Source organism: Vibrio sp. 1874, assembly GCF_033344395.1.
Classification (GTDB): domain Bacteria; phylum Pseudomonadota; class Gammaproteobacteria; order Enterobacterales; family Vibrionaceae; genus Vibrio; species Vibrio alginolyticus.
Genome location: NZ_JAWPOR010000004.1, coordinates 1 through 14,672, shown reverse-complemented (window position 1 = coordinate 14,672; position 14,672 = coordinate 1). Strand labels below are relative to the sequence as shown.

14 protein-coding genes are annotated in these 14,672 nt (G+C 46.4%); all 14 read right to left on the bottom strand.

Annotated features, from left to right (window positions below; genetic code table 11):
• Window positions 1–6: 6 nt before the first annotated feature.
• A complete protein-coding gene (fliI, locus tag R8N46_RS09945; protein WP_213901782.1) occupies window positions 7–1,326 on the bottom strand; it encodes a flagellar protein export ATPase FliI in 1,320 nt (439 codons plus the stop codon).
• Window positions 1,327–1,329: 3 nt separating this feature from the next.
• Window positions 1,330–2,130: a flagellar assembly protein FliH gene (gene fliH, locus R8N46_RS09940; protein WP_005380472.1), complete on the bottom strand. Its 801-nt coding sequence runs from the start codon at window positions 2,128–2,130 to the stop codon at window positions 1,330–1,332.
• Between the two features lie 71 nt (window positions 2,131–2,201).
• Window positions 2,202–3,257, bottom strand: coding sequence for a flagellar motor switch protein FliG (gene fliG / locus R8N46_RS09935; RefSeq protein WP_005380470.1), 1,056 nt, complete (start codon window positions 3,255–3,257; stop codon window positions 2,202–2,204).
• On the bottom strand, window positions 3,250–4,992 hold the full coding sequence (fliF, locus tag R8N46_RS09930) for a flagellar basal-body MS-ring/collar protein FliF (RefSeq protein ID WP_005380462.1): 1,743 nt from the start codon (window positions 4,990–4,992) through the stop codon (window positions 3,250–3,252). The genes fliG and fliF overlap by 8 nt, the downstream gene beginning before the upstream one ends.
• Before the next feature lie 14 nt (window positions 4,993–5,006).
• The gene (gene fliE / locus R8N46_RS09925) at window positions 5,007–5,318 is read right to left on the bottom strand and encodes a flagellar hook-basal body complex protein FliE (protein ID WP_005384482.1); all 312 of its coding nucleotides are present in this window, start codon (window positions 5,316–5,318) and stop codon (window positions 5,007–5,009) included.
• Between the two features lie 122 nt (window positions 5,319–5,440).
• On the bottom strand, window positions 5,441–6,850 hold the full coding sequence (locus R8N46_RS09920) for a sigma-54-dependent transcriptional regulator (RefSeq protein WP_005394318.1): 1,410 nt from the start codon (window positions 6,848–6,850) through the stop codon (window positions 5,441–5,443).
• Between the two features lie 36 nt (window positions 6,851–6,886).
• Entirely contained in the window at window positions 6,887–7,918 is a 1,032-nt protein-coding gene (locus tag R8N46_RS09915; RefSeq protein WP_005380459.1) for a sensor histidine kinase, read from the bottom strand.
• A 201-nt stretch (window positions 7,919–8,119) separates the two neighbouring features.
• Window positions 8,120–9,586, bottom strand: coding sequence for a sigma-54 dependent transcriptional regulator (locus tag R8N46_RS09910; RefSeq protein WP_054575511.1), 1,467 nt, complete (start codon window positions 9,584–9,586; stop codon window positions 8,120–8,122).
• 287 nt (window positions 9,587–9,873) lie between these two features.
• On the bottom strand, window positions 9,874–10,284 hold the full coding sequence (fliS, locus tag R8N46_RS09905) for a flagellar export chaperone FliS (protein ID WP_005380457.1): 411 nt from the start codon (window positions 10,282–10,284) through the stop codon (window positions 9,874–9,876).
• 12 nt (window positions 10,285–10,296) lie between these two features.
• On the bottom strand, window positions 10,297–10,602 hold the full coding sequence (locus R8N46_RS09900; RefSeq protein WP_206949749.1) for a flagellar protein FliT: 306 nt from the start codon (window positions 10,600–10,602) through the stop codon (window positions 10,297–10,299).
• Between the two features lie 3 nt (window positions 10,603–10,605).
• Window positions 10,606–12,600: a flagellar filament capping protein FliD gene (gene fliD, locus R8N46_RS09895; protein ID WP_047102855.1), complete on the bottom strand. Its 1,995-nt coding sequence runs from the start codon at window positions 12,598–12,600 to the stop codon at window positions 10,606–10,608.
• A 21-nt stretch (window positions 12,601–12,621) separates the two neighbouring features.
• On the bottom strand, window positions 12,622–13,056 hold the full coding sequence (flaG, locus tag R8N46_RS09890) for a flagellar protein FlaG (RefSeq protein WP_005384493.1): 435 nt from the start codon (window positions 13,054–13,056) through the stop codon (window positions 12,622–12,624).
• A gap of 92 nt (window positions 13,057–13,148) precedes the next feature.
• Window positions 13,149–14,279, bottom strand: coding sequence for a flagellin (locus tag R8N46_RS09885; protein WP_005380449.1), 1,131 nt, complete (start codon window positions 14,277–14,279; stop codon window positions 13,149–13,151).
• A gap of 288 nt (window positions 14,280–14,567) precedes the next feature.
• Window positions 14,568–14,672: flagellin (locus R8N46_RS09880; protein WP_254661342.1), on the bottom strand; the 105-nt coding region annotated here is incomplete at its 5' end.

The following is a 14,672-nucleotide window of genomic DNA, read 5'->3' as shown; positions in this document are numbered from 1 at the left end:
GCGCTATCACCCACCCAAAATGTTTCTAAGCATATTGACGCACATATCGTATGGCACCGATTCTTTCATGCTCTGCCGCAAGTATTCGTCTAACTTCGGTTTCAAAGTAAATGCGCCATCAATAGCAGGATCGGTACCCGGTTTGTACGCTCCAATCGAGACCAAATCTTGATTCTTGCGACAAATAGACAAGACCTGTCGCACCGCTTTTGACATCAGAACGTGCTCTTCGGTCGTGATTTGCGGCATAACACGGCTCACCGACTTCTCGACATCAATCGCCGGATAATGGCCTGCATCCGCCATTTCACGAGAAAGTACAATATGGCCATCAAGAATGGCTCGCGATGCGTCCGCTATCGGATCTTGCAAATCATCCCCTTCGGTCAACACGGTAAAGAACGCCGTAATCGAGCCTTGTTCGGCACTTCCATTACCCGCTCGCTCAACCAGCGCTGGCAGCTTGGCAAATACAGAAGGCGGGTAGCCTTTCGTCGCTGGCGGCTCACCAACAGAAAGTGCGATTTCACGCTGTGCTTGTGCAAAACGAGTCAACGAGTCCATCAATAGCAGAACATCTAACCCTTGGTCCCGGAAGTATTCAGCAATCGTTAATGCCGTTTGGCACCCCTTTAAGCGCATTAGAGGTGAAGCATCGGCAGGCGCCGCGACCACCACTGAGCGGCGACGACCGTCCTCACCCAAGATCTCTTCGATGAACTCTTTAACTTCACGTCCACGCTCACCTATCAGGCCGACGACCACAACCTGTGCGGTGGTGCCTCGCGTCATCATGCCAAGCGTGACCGATTTACCCACACCAGAACCTGCAAACAGACCGATACGCTGACCTTTACCAACCGTCAACAAACCATTGATGGCTTTTAGGCCAACATCGAGCGGTTCAGAAATTGGTTTTCGAGCCAACGGGTTGATCGGCTCGGCATTAAAAGAGGCACGGTGATCGGTATACAAAGGGCCAAGTCCATCAAGTGGATTCCCAACCCCGTCTATCACGCGCCCAAGTAACTCCATGCCGACAGGCAAACCAGCGTCACTGGTTAAAGGGGTGACTCTCGCGCCAGGTAAAATGCCCGTAATTTGTTCGCTTGGCATTAAAAATAGGTTGTCACCTGAAAAGCCGACAACCTCGGCTTCCATCTGACCTGACATGGTTTCCACTAAGCATAAACTGCCAATTGGTGCGCGACAGCCGGTTGCTTCCAACGTTAACCCAACCACACGCACCAGTTTGCCAGAGGCGACAGGGCGCGTCGTAAGGCCTTCAACTTTGTAGCTTTTTAAGCGGTCAGCGAGTGCTTGCATGGATTACTCACCCTCTTGATGACGGTTTGCGCCACAAAAGCTGTGCAATACGCTTTTGACGCGTTCTTCCATGCGATAATTAATGCTTGATTCACCGGCTTCAATCTGGACGTCACCTCGATTGAGCGATGGTTCAGCAACTAACGTCCAGTTGCGACAATCAAGGTCTTCTTCACCATAAGCTGAACGAATAATCGCGACATCTTCTGGATTCAGGTGCAAGGTAATAGGGTGGCCTGATATTGGTAGCGCCTCGACCGACTGCTTCACTGTATCTAAAATAATTTGAGGGTTGGTTTGTACTTCAACGTGCACCACTTCTTTGACTAAGCAGAGCACCATATCCACCAGCTGCTTTTCAACCTGAGCATTCATCAACTCCAAAGGTTGAGCAAACTGATTGGCCAAGTTCATAAAAGTTTCAACTTGCTGCTGAATGTATTCTTGCCCTGCAGTTACCCCTTCAGCTTTTCCGAGCTCGAGACCTTCAGCATGGCCGGCTTGCAACCCTTCTTCTTTACCTTTGTCGTAACCTTGCTTAAAGCCAGCTTCCTGACCTTGATGTAAGCCTTCTTGATAAGCACCTTGCTTAATCAGTTCAATTTGCTCTTCGGTTAGCGCAAGTGGCTGCTCTTCTTCAGGCTCATCAAAATTCGGCACCCATCCCGGGTCATAGTTGAACGCGGTTTGTTTTGCTTGTTTGGCTTTAGGCTCGCCATAATCAGGCAGCCCCCAACGTTGAGGTTCGATCATCGAATCATCTTCATCAGGACGGATAAATCCACGTTTTCTATCGCCAGCCATGGGTTACCTATTGTGTGTTCGATTAAGAAGTGAGGGTGCTCCGCAATAGGATAATTGCGAAGCAATAGAAATTATAAGAATTCGTCAGCACCGCCAGACAACATGAGCTCACCAGCATCCGCCATTCGACGGGCAATTGCTAAGATTTCTTTCTGAGCGGCTTCTACATCTGCCACTCGTACTGGCGGCATCGCTTCTATATCATCACGCATCATATCAGCAGCACGTTTAGACATATTCTTGAAGACTTTCTCACGTAACGAGTCATCTGCACCTTTGAGTGCTTTTTGCAACACGTCTTGTGGTACGTCACGCAGCAACTTCTGAATACCTTGGTCGTCCACTTCGACTAAGTTTTCGAAGACAAACATTAGGTCTTGGATTTGCGTCGCCATGTCTTCGTCCTGATCGCGAATTTGTTCCATCAACAAACCTTCGACGTTGTTGTCTAGGTAGTTCATGATCTCCGCTGCTGCTTTCAGGCCGCCAATTTTGGCTGCTTGTGCACCCGCTTGACCCGCGAACTGTTTCTCCATGATTTCGTTCAGCTCTGCCAATGCTGATGGCTGAACTTCTTCAAGGTTGGCAATACGCATCATCAGATCCAAACGCACGCGCTCAGGGAACTGAGACAAAATCTCTGCAGATTGGTCTGCTTCTAAATAAGACAATACGATAGTTTGAATCTGTGGGTGTTCATTGACAATAATGCTCGCCACTTGGCGTGGGTCCATCCATTTCAAAGAATCCAAACCTTTTGAGCCCGTACCAAGTAGGATCTGGTCAACTAAGTTGTTGGCTTTGTCTTCACCAAGAGCGGCAACCAGTGCATTACGCATAAAGTCTTCGCTGCCCATACCAATGTTGGTGTATTTCTGGATATCCTCCAAAAACGCACGATGAACAGCAGATACCTTGTCTTGGCTGAGATCCTTCGCGCGAGCCATCGCACTACCAACACGCTGAACCTGTTTTGGTTCTAGGTGACGGATAATGCCAGCTGCATCTTGTTCATTAAGGCTCAGTAGCAAAATTGCCGCTTTTTCTTCGCCAGTAATGGTTGAAACATCCAGCTCTACTGGCATTCCCGCGGCGTTGTCATCTTGAGGTACGATATCGTTAGCCATTGTCATTCATCCAGTTTTTCACTACTTGAGCAGCCAGTTCAGGTTCATTCGCAACCAGAGCGCGAACCGCTTTCAATACATCTTCATCTTTATGAAGGTTTGGCAAATCAATACTTGAGCCAAACTCGAACAGTTCGCTGCTTTCGATGTCACTGCCAATCAAGCTAGTTTCACCATCCGCACCAATCGGCAAGCCGTCTGGTCCGTACATTTCGTCTTCATCATCGCTGGTAGGGTTAAGCAATTTCTTCATTGCTGGGCGAACCAGAACCAACACAACCACAATAATCACTAATGCACTTGCGAACCAACGAACCCAATCACTGAAGTTAGGGTGCTCCCAAATTGGTGGTTCTTCTAGCTGCTCAGCCTCTGGCTCAGCAAACTTTACACTCAATACATTCAGTAAATCGCCACGACCTTGATCAAAGCCAACGGTACCAATTAATACTTGGCGAATGGCATTGATTTCAGATTCGGACATTGGGGTATAAGTCACTTCACCCGTATCAGGGTTAACTTGACGACGGTCTTTAATCGCAACAGAAACGGTCTGACGAGCCACCGTCCCGGTCTGCTTTCGCTCGTGGCTGATGGTGGTATCTAGCTCAAAGTTACGCGTGGACTCTTTACGAACTGACCCCTGCCCCATGACAGAACCATCTTTCATTTGAGCCACATCTTGCGGAATAGAGGCATCCGCTGGAGGCTGATTACTCAACGCACCCGGAATACCCGCTACCATGTTACCGTTATTGTAATCTTCGAGTGCGTACTCACTGCGGGTCGCAGGGGTGTTCGGATCAAAGCGTTTGCGAGTTTGTTCAACCGCACTGAAATCCATTTGGATATCAACCTGCGCCGTATAGTTGCCATAACCTAAAATCGGTAATAGTACGGAATCAATTTTTTCGCGCAGCGCTTGCTCTTGGCTGCGTTCTAATTCTTGTTCTTTACGTCGCGCTGCAGAAGCAGGATCTTGGGAGCCTGAGCTGAGTAAGCGGCCATGCTGATCTGTGACGGTAATTCGAGAAGTTTTCATTCCCGGCACGGCACTAGCCACCATGTCGACAATAGAATCGACTTCTTGTTGCTTAAGGTTCGTGCCTGTCGACAATGTCAAAAATACCGACGCAGACGCTTCTTGGTTATGACGCACAAACACGCTGTGCTTTGGCAGTGCCAATAACACTCGTGCTTTGCGAACTTGCTTCATTTCTTCAATCGCTTGAGCCAATTGGCGCTCTCGACTGAGTTTGAGACGCTCTTGCTCGAGACGTTGTGAAACACCAAAACCCATGTCTTGCAGCAAAATATCATCGCCTGCTTCTGTAGCTTGGTTAACGCCGGAACGAACCATGCCAAGTTTGATCGAGTTGTACTCACTCGATTCAACAGAAACAGTATTGCCATCAAGCTTATAATTGATTTTCTGCTGGTCCAGATAATCCAGAACGGGGATCAATTCTTCGGTCTCATACGCACCAAGTGGGCGCATCTCCGGTTCTTTGACCCAAAAGAACAGCATCACGATCAATGCAACACAGATGGAGATCGACAGCACAAGCACAACCTGACGAAGTAAATCGAGGTCGCCCACTGCCATATCGAATTTTGACGCACTGCGCTCCTCTAGATCTGGATTTTGACTCTCCACATCCACATCGGAACTTGCTACCAGTGCACCATCTGAGCCGCCTTCAGTGACGGTTAAATCTGTAGACTTGTCTGCCACACTTATTACCTAAATTACACTGGCATGTTCATGAGGTCTTTATATGCCTCAACGAGTTTATTGCGAATTTGAACCGTCGCATCAAAAGCGACACTAGACTTGTTACGAGCGATCATAACGTCAGAAAGGGATACATCGGCATCACCACGATCAAAACGGGTTTGTAAATCACCAGATGCTTTTTGAAGTGTGTTCACGTTATTGATGGCTTTAGTTAGGAGATCGTTAAAATCCGCTCCAACTTTCGCCCCACTTGCAGTAGGAGCCGTATTGGTTGCTTCTACCATCATGGCGCGCATTTCTGCCTGAATACCATCAATTTTCATTAGCACCTCTAAGCCAAAAGATTGACTATTAACAAAACTGATTATTGACACAGCAATTAACGTGCCATAAGACATTGGCAATCAATTTACTTACACTTTTTGTCTTATGGCCGTTGTCTGTGTTAATTCGGGATATCTATACCAGCATCACGCATTTTGGCAAGCTTATAGCGCAAGGTTCGAGGGCTTATACCCAGTTTCTCCGCCATTTCTTTGCGTCGACCATTACACTCAACCAAAGTCTCCAAAATAATGGCGTATTCTTGATCGCGCAGCTCGCTGCCTAAGCCTTCTCCACCAGTTACTGGGCGGCTGACACTCTCAGCTTGAGCAACTGGCTTAACATTGGGCACGACCATATCTGCGTTTTGCACCACGTGTTGCAAGCTATTGGCATCTTGCCAATCTACGCCCTCAAGCAAAATGTGCTCTGCATCGATGTCGCCATTTTCACTTAATATCAGCGCTCGTTGAACCACGTTATCCAATTCACGAACATTACCCGGCCAAGGGTATTGCAATAGTTTTTCTAACGCAACGGTCGAGAATTGAGGCACTGGCATGCCCATTTTGCTGCAATGACGCTCAGCAAGATGCTTGGCAAGCGGTGCAATATCGCCTTTACGTTCTTTAAGTGCAGGCCACGCAATTGGGAATACATTCAGGCGGTAATATAAGTCCTCTCTGAAGTTTCCTTCTGACACGTATTGCTTAAGATCACGGTTACTCGTCGCTAACACACGAACATCTAACTTGATGCTTTTGCGACTGCCTAGGCGCTCTACTTCTCGCTCTTGCAAAACACGCAACAACTTCGCTTGCAGGTTCAGGTCCATTTCGCTGATTTCATCAAGTAAGATTGTGCCACCTTGCGCTTGTTCAAACTTTCCTGGGCATGCCTGAACAGCACCAGTAAATGCGCCCTTTTCATAGCCAAACAGTGTTGCTTCGAGCATATTGTCAGGAATCGCAGCACAGTTAATTGCGACAAAAGGACCATTTTTACGATTTGACGCGTTGTGAATATAGCGCGACATCACTTCTTTACCTGAGCCACTAGGACCTAGCACCATAACATTCGCATCTGTACGTGCCACTTTATCGGCCAACGCAAGTAGACGCAGACTTTTTTCATCAGCAACGATAGCATCACCGTTGTCATCACTTTTTATCGGTGCATAACGACTGACCATATTTAGCAACACTTCTGGTGCAAATGGTTTCGCCATGTAGTCAATCGCGCCATCTTTCATTGCAGACACGGCATCTTCAATGTTGGCGTACGCCGTCATTAGCAATACTGGTAAGTTAGGCCAATTCTGCTTGATGCTTTTGAGCAGAGCTAAGCCACCCATACCCGCCATTTGCACATCAGAAACGACGATATCAACCGTATTCGATTTCAGCTTCAACAGTGCATCTTCAGCACAGTCCGCTTCCAACCATTCATACCCTGCCAGAGCCAGAGTATCGACTAGGGCTTCACGAAGACCTTCATCGTCTTCTACGATCAGCACTTTGCTTTGCGCCATTATGATTCTCCAGAAATTGTTATTACCAAAAGCCGCTTATTGCGCTTCTGTTTGCACTCGCTCTAGCGGAATGCACATGGTGAAGCAGGCTCCATCACCCTGCTCTGAAATAAGTTCCAATCGACCGTCATGGGCACGGCAAACCATTTGAACAACTGCCAACCCTAATCCAGTTCCTTGAGAACGTGTGGTAAAAAATGGCTCCATGATTTTGGCTTGCAGTTCTTCGGGCACTCCCGGTCCGCTGTCTTGCACAGAAATGCGTAACTCACCATTTACCGGGCGGAAAAAAATATCGACTTGCGATTCTTTACCAGACATTTGAATCGCATTCATGACCAGATTACTTAATGCGGATGCAATGGCGTTCGCATTGCCTAGTAGCTCAGTTTGTTCTTCTTCCACTTCTAGGCAGTAATCAATACTGTTGTTTTTTAGCGCGGTTTCGACCATCGGCTGATATTCCGCTACCAACTGGGCAATCGTGAATGGCTTAATGACTTTATTATCACCACCTTTAGCAAAAAGCAGCATATCATTAACCTGCTTTTCCAAATCGTGCAGTCGATCCATTAATTTGGTTTGGAAGCGATCTTTTGTCGCTGGAGGAAGATTTGGCGCTCCCAAATTGGATGCATATAACATAGCGCTCGACAGCGGCGTTCTTACTTGGTGAGCAAGCGACGCAACCATACGTCCTAACGACGATAAGCGCTGTAAATCACTGACACGAGCTTGAAGTAAACGGGTTTCGGTTAAATCGGTAATCAGGATCAATTGACCTGTTGTGGACGCCGAGATGGCGAGTCGAACTTTACGGCCATTCCGCAGGGAAACTTCATGGCCATCATCTTCACGTGGGTCAAACACCGCCTGGATAACGTTGAACCATTTTTCGTTAACCAGTGGAATCTCAAGAATTCGGTGCGCTTCTGGATTTGCTTCACGCACTACTCCGTACGTATCGAGCAAAATCACTCCAGCAGGCATCACATCGAGCACCTGTTTGTAGCGCTCAACCTGATTCTCTACGGAATCTAAATGGGATTGATTGGTGTTGTTATCCATTACTGCCTGTCGAAATATCGCCGCTAAAACTAAAATAGCTTGGTAAGCAATTAGCGTACCAAGCTATTTTTTTTATATTTATCAGGACGTTAAGCCATCGACAATAAGTTGACACTCAGAGATAACGGTTTTGGATGCCAGAAAAGCGATGTTAACCAGCCCAAGTGATTATTCAGATATCGTCTTAAAACTTCACTTTACCTAGCGCTGTAAGTTGTACTTACGCATTTTTTCCACCAGCGTAGTACGTCGCATACCCAGCATGTCGGCCGCTCTTGCTACAACGCCACCCTGCGCTTCTAATGCTTGGCTGATCATATTAACTTCTAAATCAGCCAGCAGCTCTTTCAAATTAACCCCTTCCGGTGGCAGCGCTTGCGGGGCGTTCATGCTGTGATCAAGGTCGTCTTGATCTTCAAAGCTAAAATCTTCAGAGAAGATATCTTGGAATACGTCACGCTCTTGCTCTTCCACCGAAACAAATGGATTGCTCTCTGGTTGGAACTCTGGGATGTCACTGTAGCGATATTTGGTTGGTAGATGGTTTACATCCACCAAGCTATTTGGATACAGAATAATCATTCGCTCAACAAGATTAGCCAACTCGCGTACGTTGCCCGGCCAGTGATGCTCCATAAGTGAGTTGATTGCACGAGGTGTAAAGCAGATAGGTTGTCCGCCTTCCGCCTCTAAACGTGTCATCAGTTCTTGCAGCAGCAATGGTATATCTTGTTTGCGCTCTTTCAGCGCTGGCATCTCAATTGGAAACACGTTCAGGCGATAGAACAAGTCTTCTCGGAACGTGCCTTCTTCAATCATATTTTCTAGATTACGGTGTGTCGCCGCCACCACTCGAACATTTACCTTGATGGTACTATTGCCACCTACACGTTCAAAGCAGCGTTCTTGCAATACACGAAGCAACTTTACTTGCATCGACATTGGCATATCGCCAATCTCATCAAGAAAGATCGTGCCACCGTCTGCGAGCTCAAATCGACCTTTACGGGCAGTTAACGCACCAGTAAACGCGCCTTTTTCGTGACCAAATAATTCGCTTTCTAGGAGCTCAGGCGGTATTGCACCACAGTTAATAGGTACAAATGCGCCATCGCGGTATGAAGAATGATAGTGGATGTTACGCGCAACAACTTCTTTACCCGTACCGGACTCACCTAAGATCAACACGTTTGCTTCTGTGTTTGATACTTGCTCAATCAGGTGTCGAACTTCTTGAATACCTCTACTTTGACCAACTAAGCTGCGAAAAAGCGTGTTTTTGCGTGCACTAGCAACAACATTCACTCCTTTTCGCCCCAGAAAATCTTTGCAGTGGCGTAACGCTTCACTAAGCTGTGGGTAATTAAGCGGCAGCTCTAGTTCACCAACAAAATTTGGAAGATCATCAACAGGCAAAGGAAAACGGCCCATGACTAGAAGAGGGATGTGGTAAGCGCTGTTTAAATGAGAGATAACCGTACTCGCCGCTTGACCTGCTGGAATATTACCAACAATACAGCACGACCATACGCTAGACCAATCAACATCGCTGAGCTGATCAGAACTGACCGCTTCGCAATTTTCTCCAACAAATTCCAATATATTGCTTAAATTTAAACGACTTGATGCGTCATCATCAATTACAAGCAGCTTTGCCAAACCATGCATAAGTAAGAATGATTGCCTTTATTTTAGGTGCGTTGCGGCCAAACCTTGATTTGCGCAATTGGGTGCTAAAGAAGGCAGAACCACCACACTCAATTTACGATAGACAAAATAGGAAAATCAGCAACAAAAAAGCCATTAGGGCTACTAATGGCTTCTATTTTATTTGAATATAAAAATAAGGCAACCAAGCAATGGAGAGGTGTGAGCTTGATAGAAACTTTGCTACACAACTCGTTGCGCAATTGACAAATATATTCGTCTAGTATCTTAACGCATTGTTTTGACTATTAAATACCAACTTCAGCAGCGGTAAGATTATGAAACTCTGTTGGGATTTGGTCCCAAGCGGACTTGATCTCACGGATAATATCGATAACGTCGTCGATCAGCTGAGGCTCATTTTGATGGTTAGCAGCAGAAATTTGCGTGATCATAAACTCATACAGTGAATCTAAGTTTGAAGCAATATCACCACCGTCATCCATAGATAGACAGCTGCGTAGCGCGATAATGATGTCTAACGCTTTACCCAAGCGCTCACCTTTTGCTGGAATATTGCCTGCTTGCATGGCTGCTTTACCTTGAATAAGGCGCTCAATCGCACCAGCCATAAGCATTTGAATGACTTTGTGCGGAGAAGCCGCGCTAAGCTGGCTGTCGACTGATACCTTTTTGTATGCTTGCAAAGAACCGCGCATAGTAATCCTCTTTTAAATAAATTTTTTGTACTGCTGAAGTGAACGCTGGCCATAACGAAACTTATGGAGCTCTTTTCCGACCTTTGACGTTTCCGATTGCATCAGCTCGACAATTCTTTTGGTACGAGTTAGCAATGCTTGCCACTCTGCATCCTGCCTAACCAAAGGATTTTGATGAATAATTGGTAACAGGTTTTGCAATAACCGTTCCCTGATATCGACCAAGCGAAGAATTTCTTCAGCATTAAAATCAATTTTTTCTAATTCTTGCGTAATTAGTTGATCTATATCACTAATTTCCATGAGTTCTTTTTGCATTTATTAACCCAACGCACTCATCAAAGCGCCTAACTGGCCTTGCATTTTACCGGTCGCATCTTGCATCGCGGTAAACTTCGCATGAGTACGCTTCTCTAGGCTTTCCATGCGGCGATCTAATGCCGCTTGATCGTCACTCAAACGGTAATTTTGTTCTGTGAGACTTTTTTCTCGAGTACGAATACTGCCTGTAATACCTGTGATACCGTGAATCGCATCTTCTACTCGTTTAGCAAAACCTGTGTTGCCACCGAAGAACTTTTCTAACTCGTTGAAGTTATTGTTCAACTGGCGGTCTAGCATGTCATAGTTGATTTCTAGTGTGCCTTGACGTGTGGTCGTAATGCCAAATTCTGTTAAGGACTTTAGGTTTTCAGGTGCTTTATCGATTCGAGTAGAAAAAACCGATTTTAATCGTGAATCTGCACTGCGTACGGTGCTGTCACCTGACAACGGCCCTTTTTGACCAGTTACCGGATCCACACTCGCCAACGCTTGGGAGGTTTGATAAAACGAGTTATACGCTGCCACAAAGTTTTCGATATCGTTGCGTACACTTTGACGGTCGTACTCGACACCAATTTCAGCAGGCGGTTTATTCGGTTCTGATTTGCCTTTTAGTGTTAAATCAACACCTTCGATCGCATCTTCAATCACATTGTTGTGGCTAGATAGCTTTGCCACGCCATCAAGCAGAACTTCTGAATCTTGCCCTGCTTGTACTTCTGTCATTCCAAGGTATTCTTCAAAAGCAGATTGTGCCTTTGCGATTTTCGCTTCTGCTTCATCAATTTTTTCCAGACGCTCACGTTCTTGAGGATCAAGTTTAGCGCGATGAATTTGCTTAGCTTGCGCTTCGGAAAGTTCACCACGTGCCACTTTTTCGTCTAACGCTTGCTTTTCACTCGCAATTTTTTGCTCGATTTCCGCTTTTTCTTGCTCAAGAAGCTGCTTAGCCTCTTTCGTCGTAACGTAAGAATCGGTTAGGGTGCCCGATGCGGCATTATTCCAGCCTGGTACATCTGGTGCCTTCTCGATTGCCTTTTCGTCGAGTTCGAGCTCTGGTTCTTCATAAGAGTCCAACAAAGTACCTGACGCAGTTTCTGTCCACCCTGGAATTCTGTCTTCAGGGCGTAAACTCGCGCGTCGGTTGGCTTCATCAATGGCTTCTTGACCAGCTTTGGCTGCTTCTGCACCCGCCGCAGAGATTGGCGCTTGCGATGCATCATCTTGTACATCGTCTGCCGCTTTTTGCTCTTCTGGAGGTAGAGGATTGCCGTTTGCATCCAGCTCTTCTGCTGGTTGTTCCGGAAATTTAAGAGGACCTAAGACATCTTCCGCCGCTGAACGAGCTTCTTCAAGCGCGTTGACGCGGTCTTCAAGTGTTTGGTATTCGAAATATTTAAGAGGGTTGCCTTTTTCTGCCTCCACACTGACTCTGATTTGATGATCCTTACCAGAGAGGTTAGAAGCAAGGATAAGGCGTGGACCTTCGACGTCGTTAATAAGAGATGCACGAACGCCAGGGTTATCTTTAGCGCCATTGATGCCACGTACGACATCGATGAGCTTAGATCGGGAACGAACATCGATATTAAAACGCTCATCACCAAGCGAAATCTGCAGCTTACCAGGGCCAAATTTTGCGTCTTCTGGCAATACGTCAGAAGCGACTTTATGGCTCTGAGCAAGCTGCAACACATCGATAGCATATTTGCCAGCGATAGCATCTGTGGTTGCCGTGGCAGATACGATATTGTCATTGGTCGTTTCGACAGTGCGAACGGCAAATGCTTTCTCCTGACGAAAGTTCGCCATGAGATTTTTCATCGTATCCAATGATTCTCTGAGTCGCCCGTAAGCACTGATACTGGCATTAATTGTCGTGCGTTCGTTGTCGATGCGTTGCTGCTTTGGTACGCGTTCGGCATCCACAATTTTGCTGACCATGGAATTAATATCCATGCCGCCAGACATCCCCAAAGGGCCTAAACTCATCAAATCACCTCTAAAAACGACTTACACTTTTTCAGTCAACAACCCGCTGTTGGCTGTGTGCTCAGCTAGGCGACGCAATACCACTAGCATTTCTTCATCAGGAATTTGACGAATCACGTCACCGGTATTGGCTTCATAAATCGTCACCACATCTCGTCCGGATTCTTCATCCACTCGAAATGCGACTCCTTTGTTTATGGACGTTACAAATTCATTCATTTGTGCGACCAATTTTTCACGTTCTTCTTTGTTCAGTTCTTGACGGCTTTCAGCCATCTCGATCGCAGCTTGAACAGAGAAGTCGTATTCGGTGTTTTTCGCTTTTTGCGGCGAAATCTCACCATTTGAATTTGCTGGGCTAGACGTGCCTATATCATTGCCATTTTTATTTGCAAACTTTGTGCCATTTGGCGTGCCGTAAGGCTGGATGTTCGATGCGTAGGAGGATATATCCATTACAATCTCCCTTCCACCTTATGGGCTAACGATAGAATCTATCGCTTTGGTGCCCCAGCTCTAAGGTGTTGACCTCAGGCTGGGTTTACCACTTAGCCCAACAAGCTTAGCGCTGCAGATGGAGACTGCTTCGCTTGAGCCAGGATTGAAGTACTTGCTTGCTGAAGAATTTGCGACTTAGTCATCGCAGTGGTTTCCTTCGCGTAATCAGTATCTTTAATACGGCTTTTAGACGCGTTAACGTTCTCGTTAATGTTGTCTAGGTTGCTGATTGCGTGGTTGAAGCGGTTTTGGAAAGCACCGAGTGAAGCTCGTTGGCTGTCTACGGACTTAAGAGCACCGTCGATAACCGCTACTGCTTCTTGAGAGCCAGCTACTGTGGTTACATCGATGTCTTTCACTGTTACGTCTTTCGGGCCACCAAAGCCGATCTCGTCTGCTAGGTTGCCAGAAAACTCAACATCACCTTCAACTTTTTGAGAAGAAGCAAATACTTGTAGTTTGCCATCTTCGCCAACAGAGGCTTTTACATCATCGTTTTGACCGTTGATGTATGTCGCTAGCTGCTCAATATCATCGCCTTGCTTAGCGCTGATTGATAGCTCTTTCTCTTCACCCTGCTTGTTGGTGTAGCTCATTTTGAACTCTGTTTTCTCACCAACAGTCCAAGATGCGTCTTTACCCTCTTCTGCTGCGTAGCTCTTACCACCCATTGCTGAAGTGTCTGAGCGTAGGTTACCCATAGAAAGCATCACTGCTTCACCTGAGTCCGCACCGATTTGGAAAGATTGAGTACCGTAAGTACCGTTTAGAAGCTTGTTACCACCGAAAGAGGTAGTTTCAGCAATACGGTTTAGCTCGTCGTTTAGCGCTGTTACTTCTTCTTGGATCGCTACACGTTCTGCTTTTGAGTTAGAGCCGTTCGCCGATTGAAGCGAAAGATCACGCATACGTTGTAGGATGTTGGTAGATTCATTCATTGCACCTTCAGCAACCTGTGCAATAGAAATACCGTCGTTTGCGTTTTTCACTGCCATATCTAGGCCACGGCTTTGTGCATTCAAACGGTTTGAAATCTGTAGACCTGCAGCATCGTCTTTCGCGCTATTGATTTTATAACCCGAAGACAAACGCTCCATTGATTTTTGTTGACCGTCAGCTGCCTGGTTTAGGTAACGCTGTGCAGTCATCGCAGAAACGTTAGTATTAACGTTAATCGCCATAATTGTTCTCCTTAAGGCTTTAGTGAATGTACCGTCGTGTCTCTCACCTCACTTAGGTACATCTCATTTCTCTCAGTCCCTTTAACGGCGACCGATGAATATCCTTTAGAAGAAATTTTCAATTTTTTGCGATTATTTTCTTTGGCTTACTGAAATGTGATGAAGCTCTAATGTCGTGATTCGCAGAAATCCTGGGGCCCCAAAAGACAGAAAAAAACCCAGCCGAAGCTGGGTTTACTCGCTCATCTCTCACCACGAGCCAATGAGGTTCTCGTCTTAGGTTTGAAATTAACCTAGCAGACTTAGCGCTGAGTTTGGCGCTTGTTTCGCTTGCGCAAGGATTGAGCTTGACGCTTGCGATAGAATTTGTGATTTGGTCATTGCCGTCGTTTC

Coding starts and splice junctions, on each gene's coding strand:
- R8N46_RS09915 (WP_005380459.1), bottom strand. CDS start 7,918: ATGGATAACAACACCAATCAATCCCATTTAGATTCCGTAGAGAATCAG.
- R8N46_RS09885 (WP_005380449.1), bottom strand. CDS start 14,279: ATGGCGATTAACGTTAATACTAACGTTTCTGCGATGACTGCACAGCGT.
- R8N46_RS09910 (WP_054575511.1), bottom strand. CDS start 9,586: ATGCATGGTTTGGCAAAGCTGCTTGTAATTGATGATGACGCATCAAGT.
- R8N46_RS09900 (WP_206949749.1), bottom strand. CDS start 10,602: ATGCAAAAAGAACTCATGGAAATTAGTGATATAGATCAACTAATTACG.
- fliI (WP_213901782.1), bottom strand. CDS start 1,326: ATGCAAGCACTCGCTGACCGCTTAAAAAGCTACAAAGTTGAAGGCCTT.
- fliG (WP_005380470.1), bottom strand. CDS start 3,257: ATGGCTAACGATATCGTACCTCAAGATGACAACGCCGCGGGAATGCCA.
- R8N46_RS09920 (WP_005394318.1), bottom strand. CDS start 6,850: ATGGCGCAAAGCAAAGTGCTGATCGTAGAAGACGATGAAGGTCTTCGT.
- fliH (WP_005380472.1), bottom strand. CDS start 2,130: ATGGCTGGCGATAGAAAACGTGGATTTATCCGTCCTGATGAAGATGAT.
- flaG (WP_005384493.1), bottom strand. CDS start 13,056: ATGGATATATCCTCCTACGCATCGAACATCCAGCCTTACGGCACGCCA.
- fliD (WP_047102855.1), bottom strand. CDS start 12,600: ATGAGTTTAGGCCCTTTGGGGATGTCTGGCGGCATGGATATTAATTCC.
- fliE (WP_005384482.1), bottom strand. CDS start 5,318: ATGAAAATTGATGGTATTCAGGCAGAAATGCGCGCCATGATGGTAGAA.
- fliS (WP_005380457.1), bottom strand. CDS start 10,284: ATGCGCGGTTCTTTGCAAGCATACAAAAAGGTATCAGTCGACAGCCAG.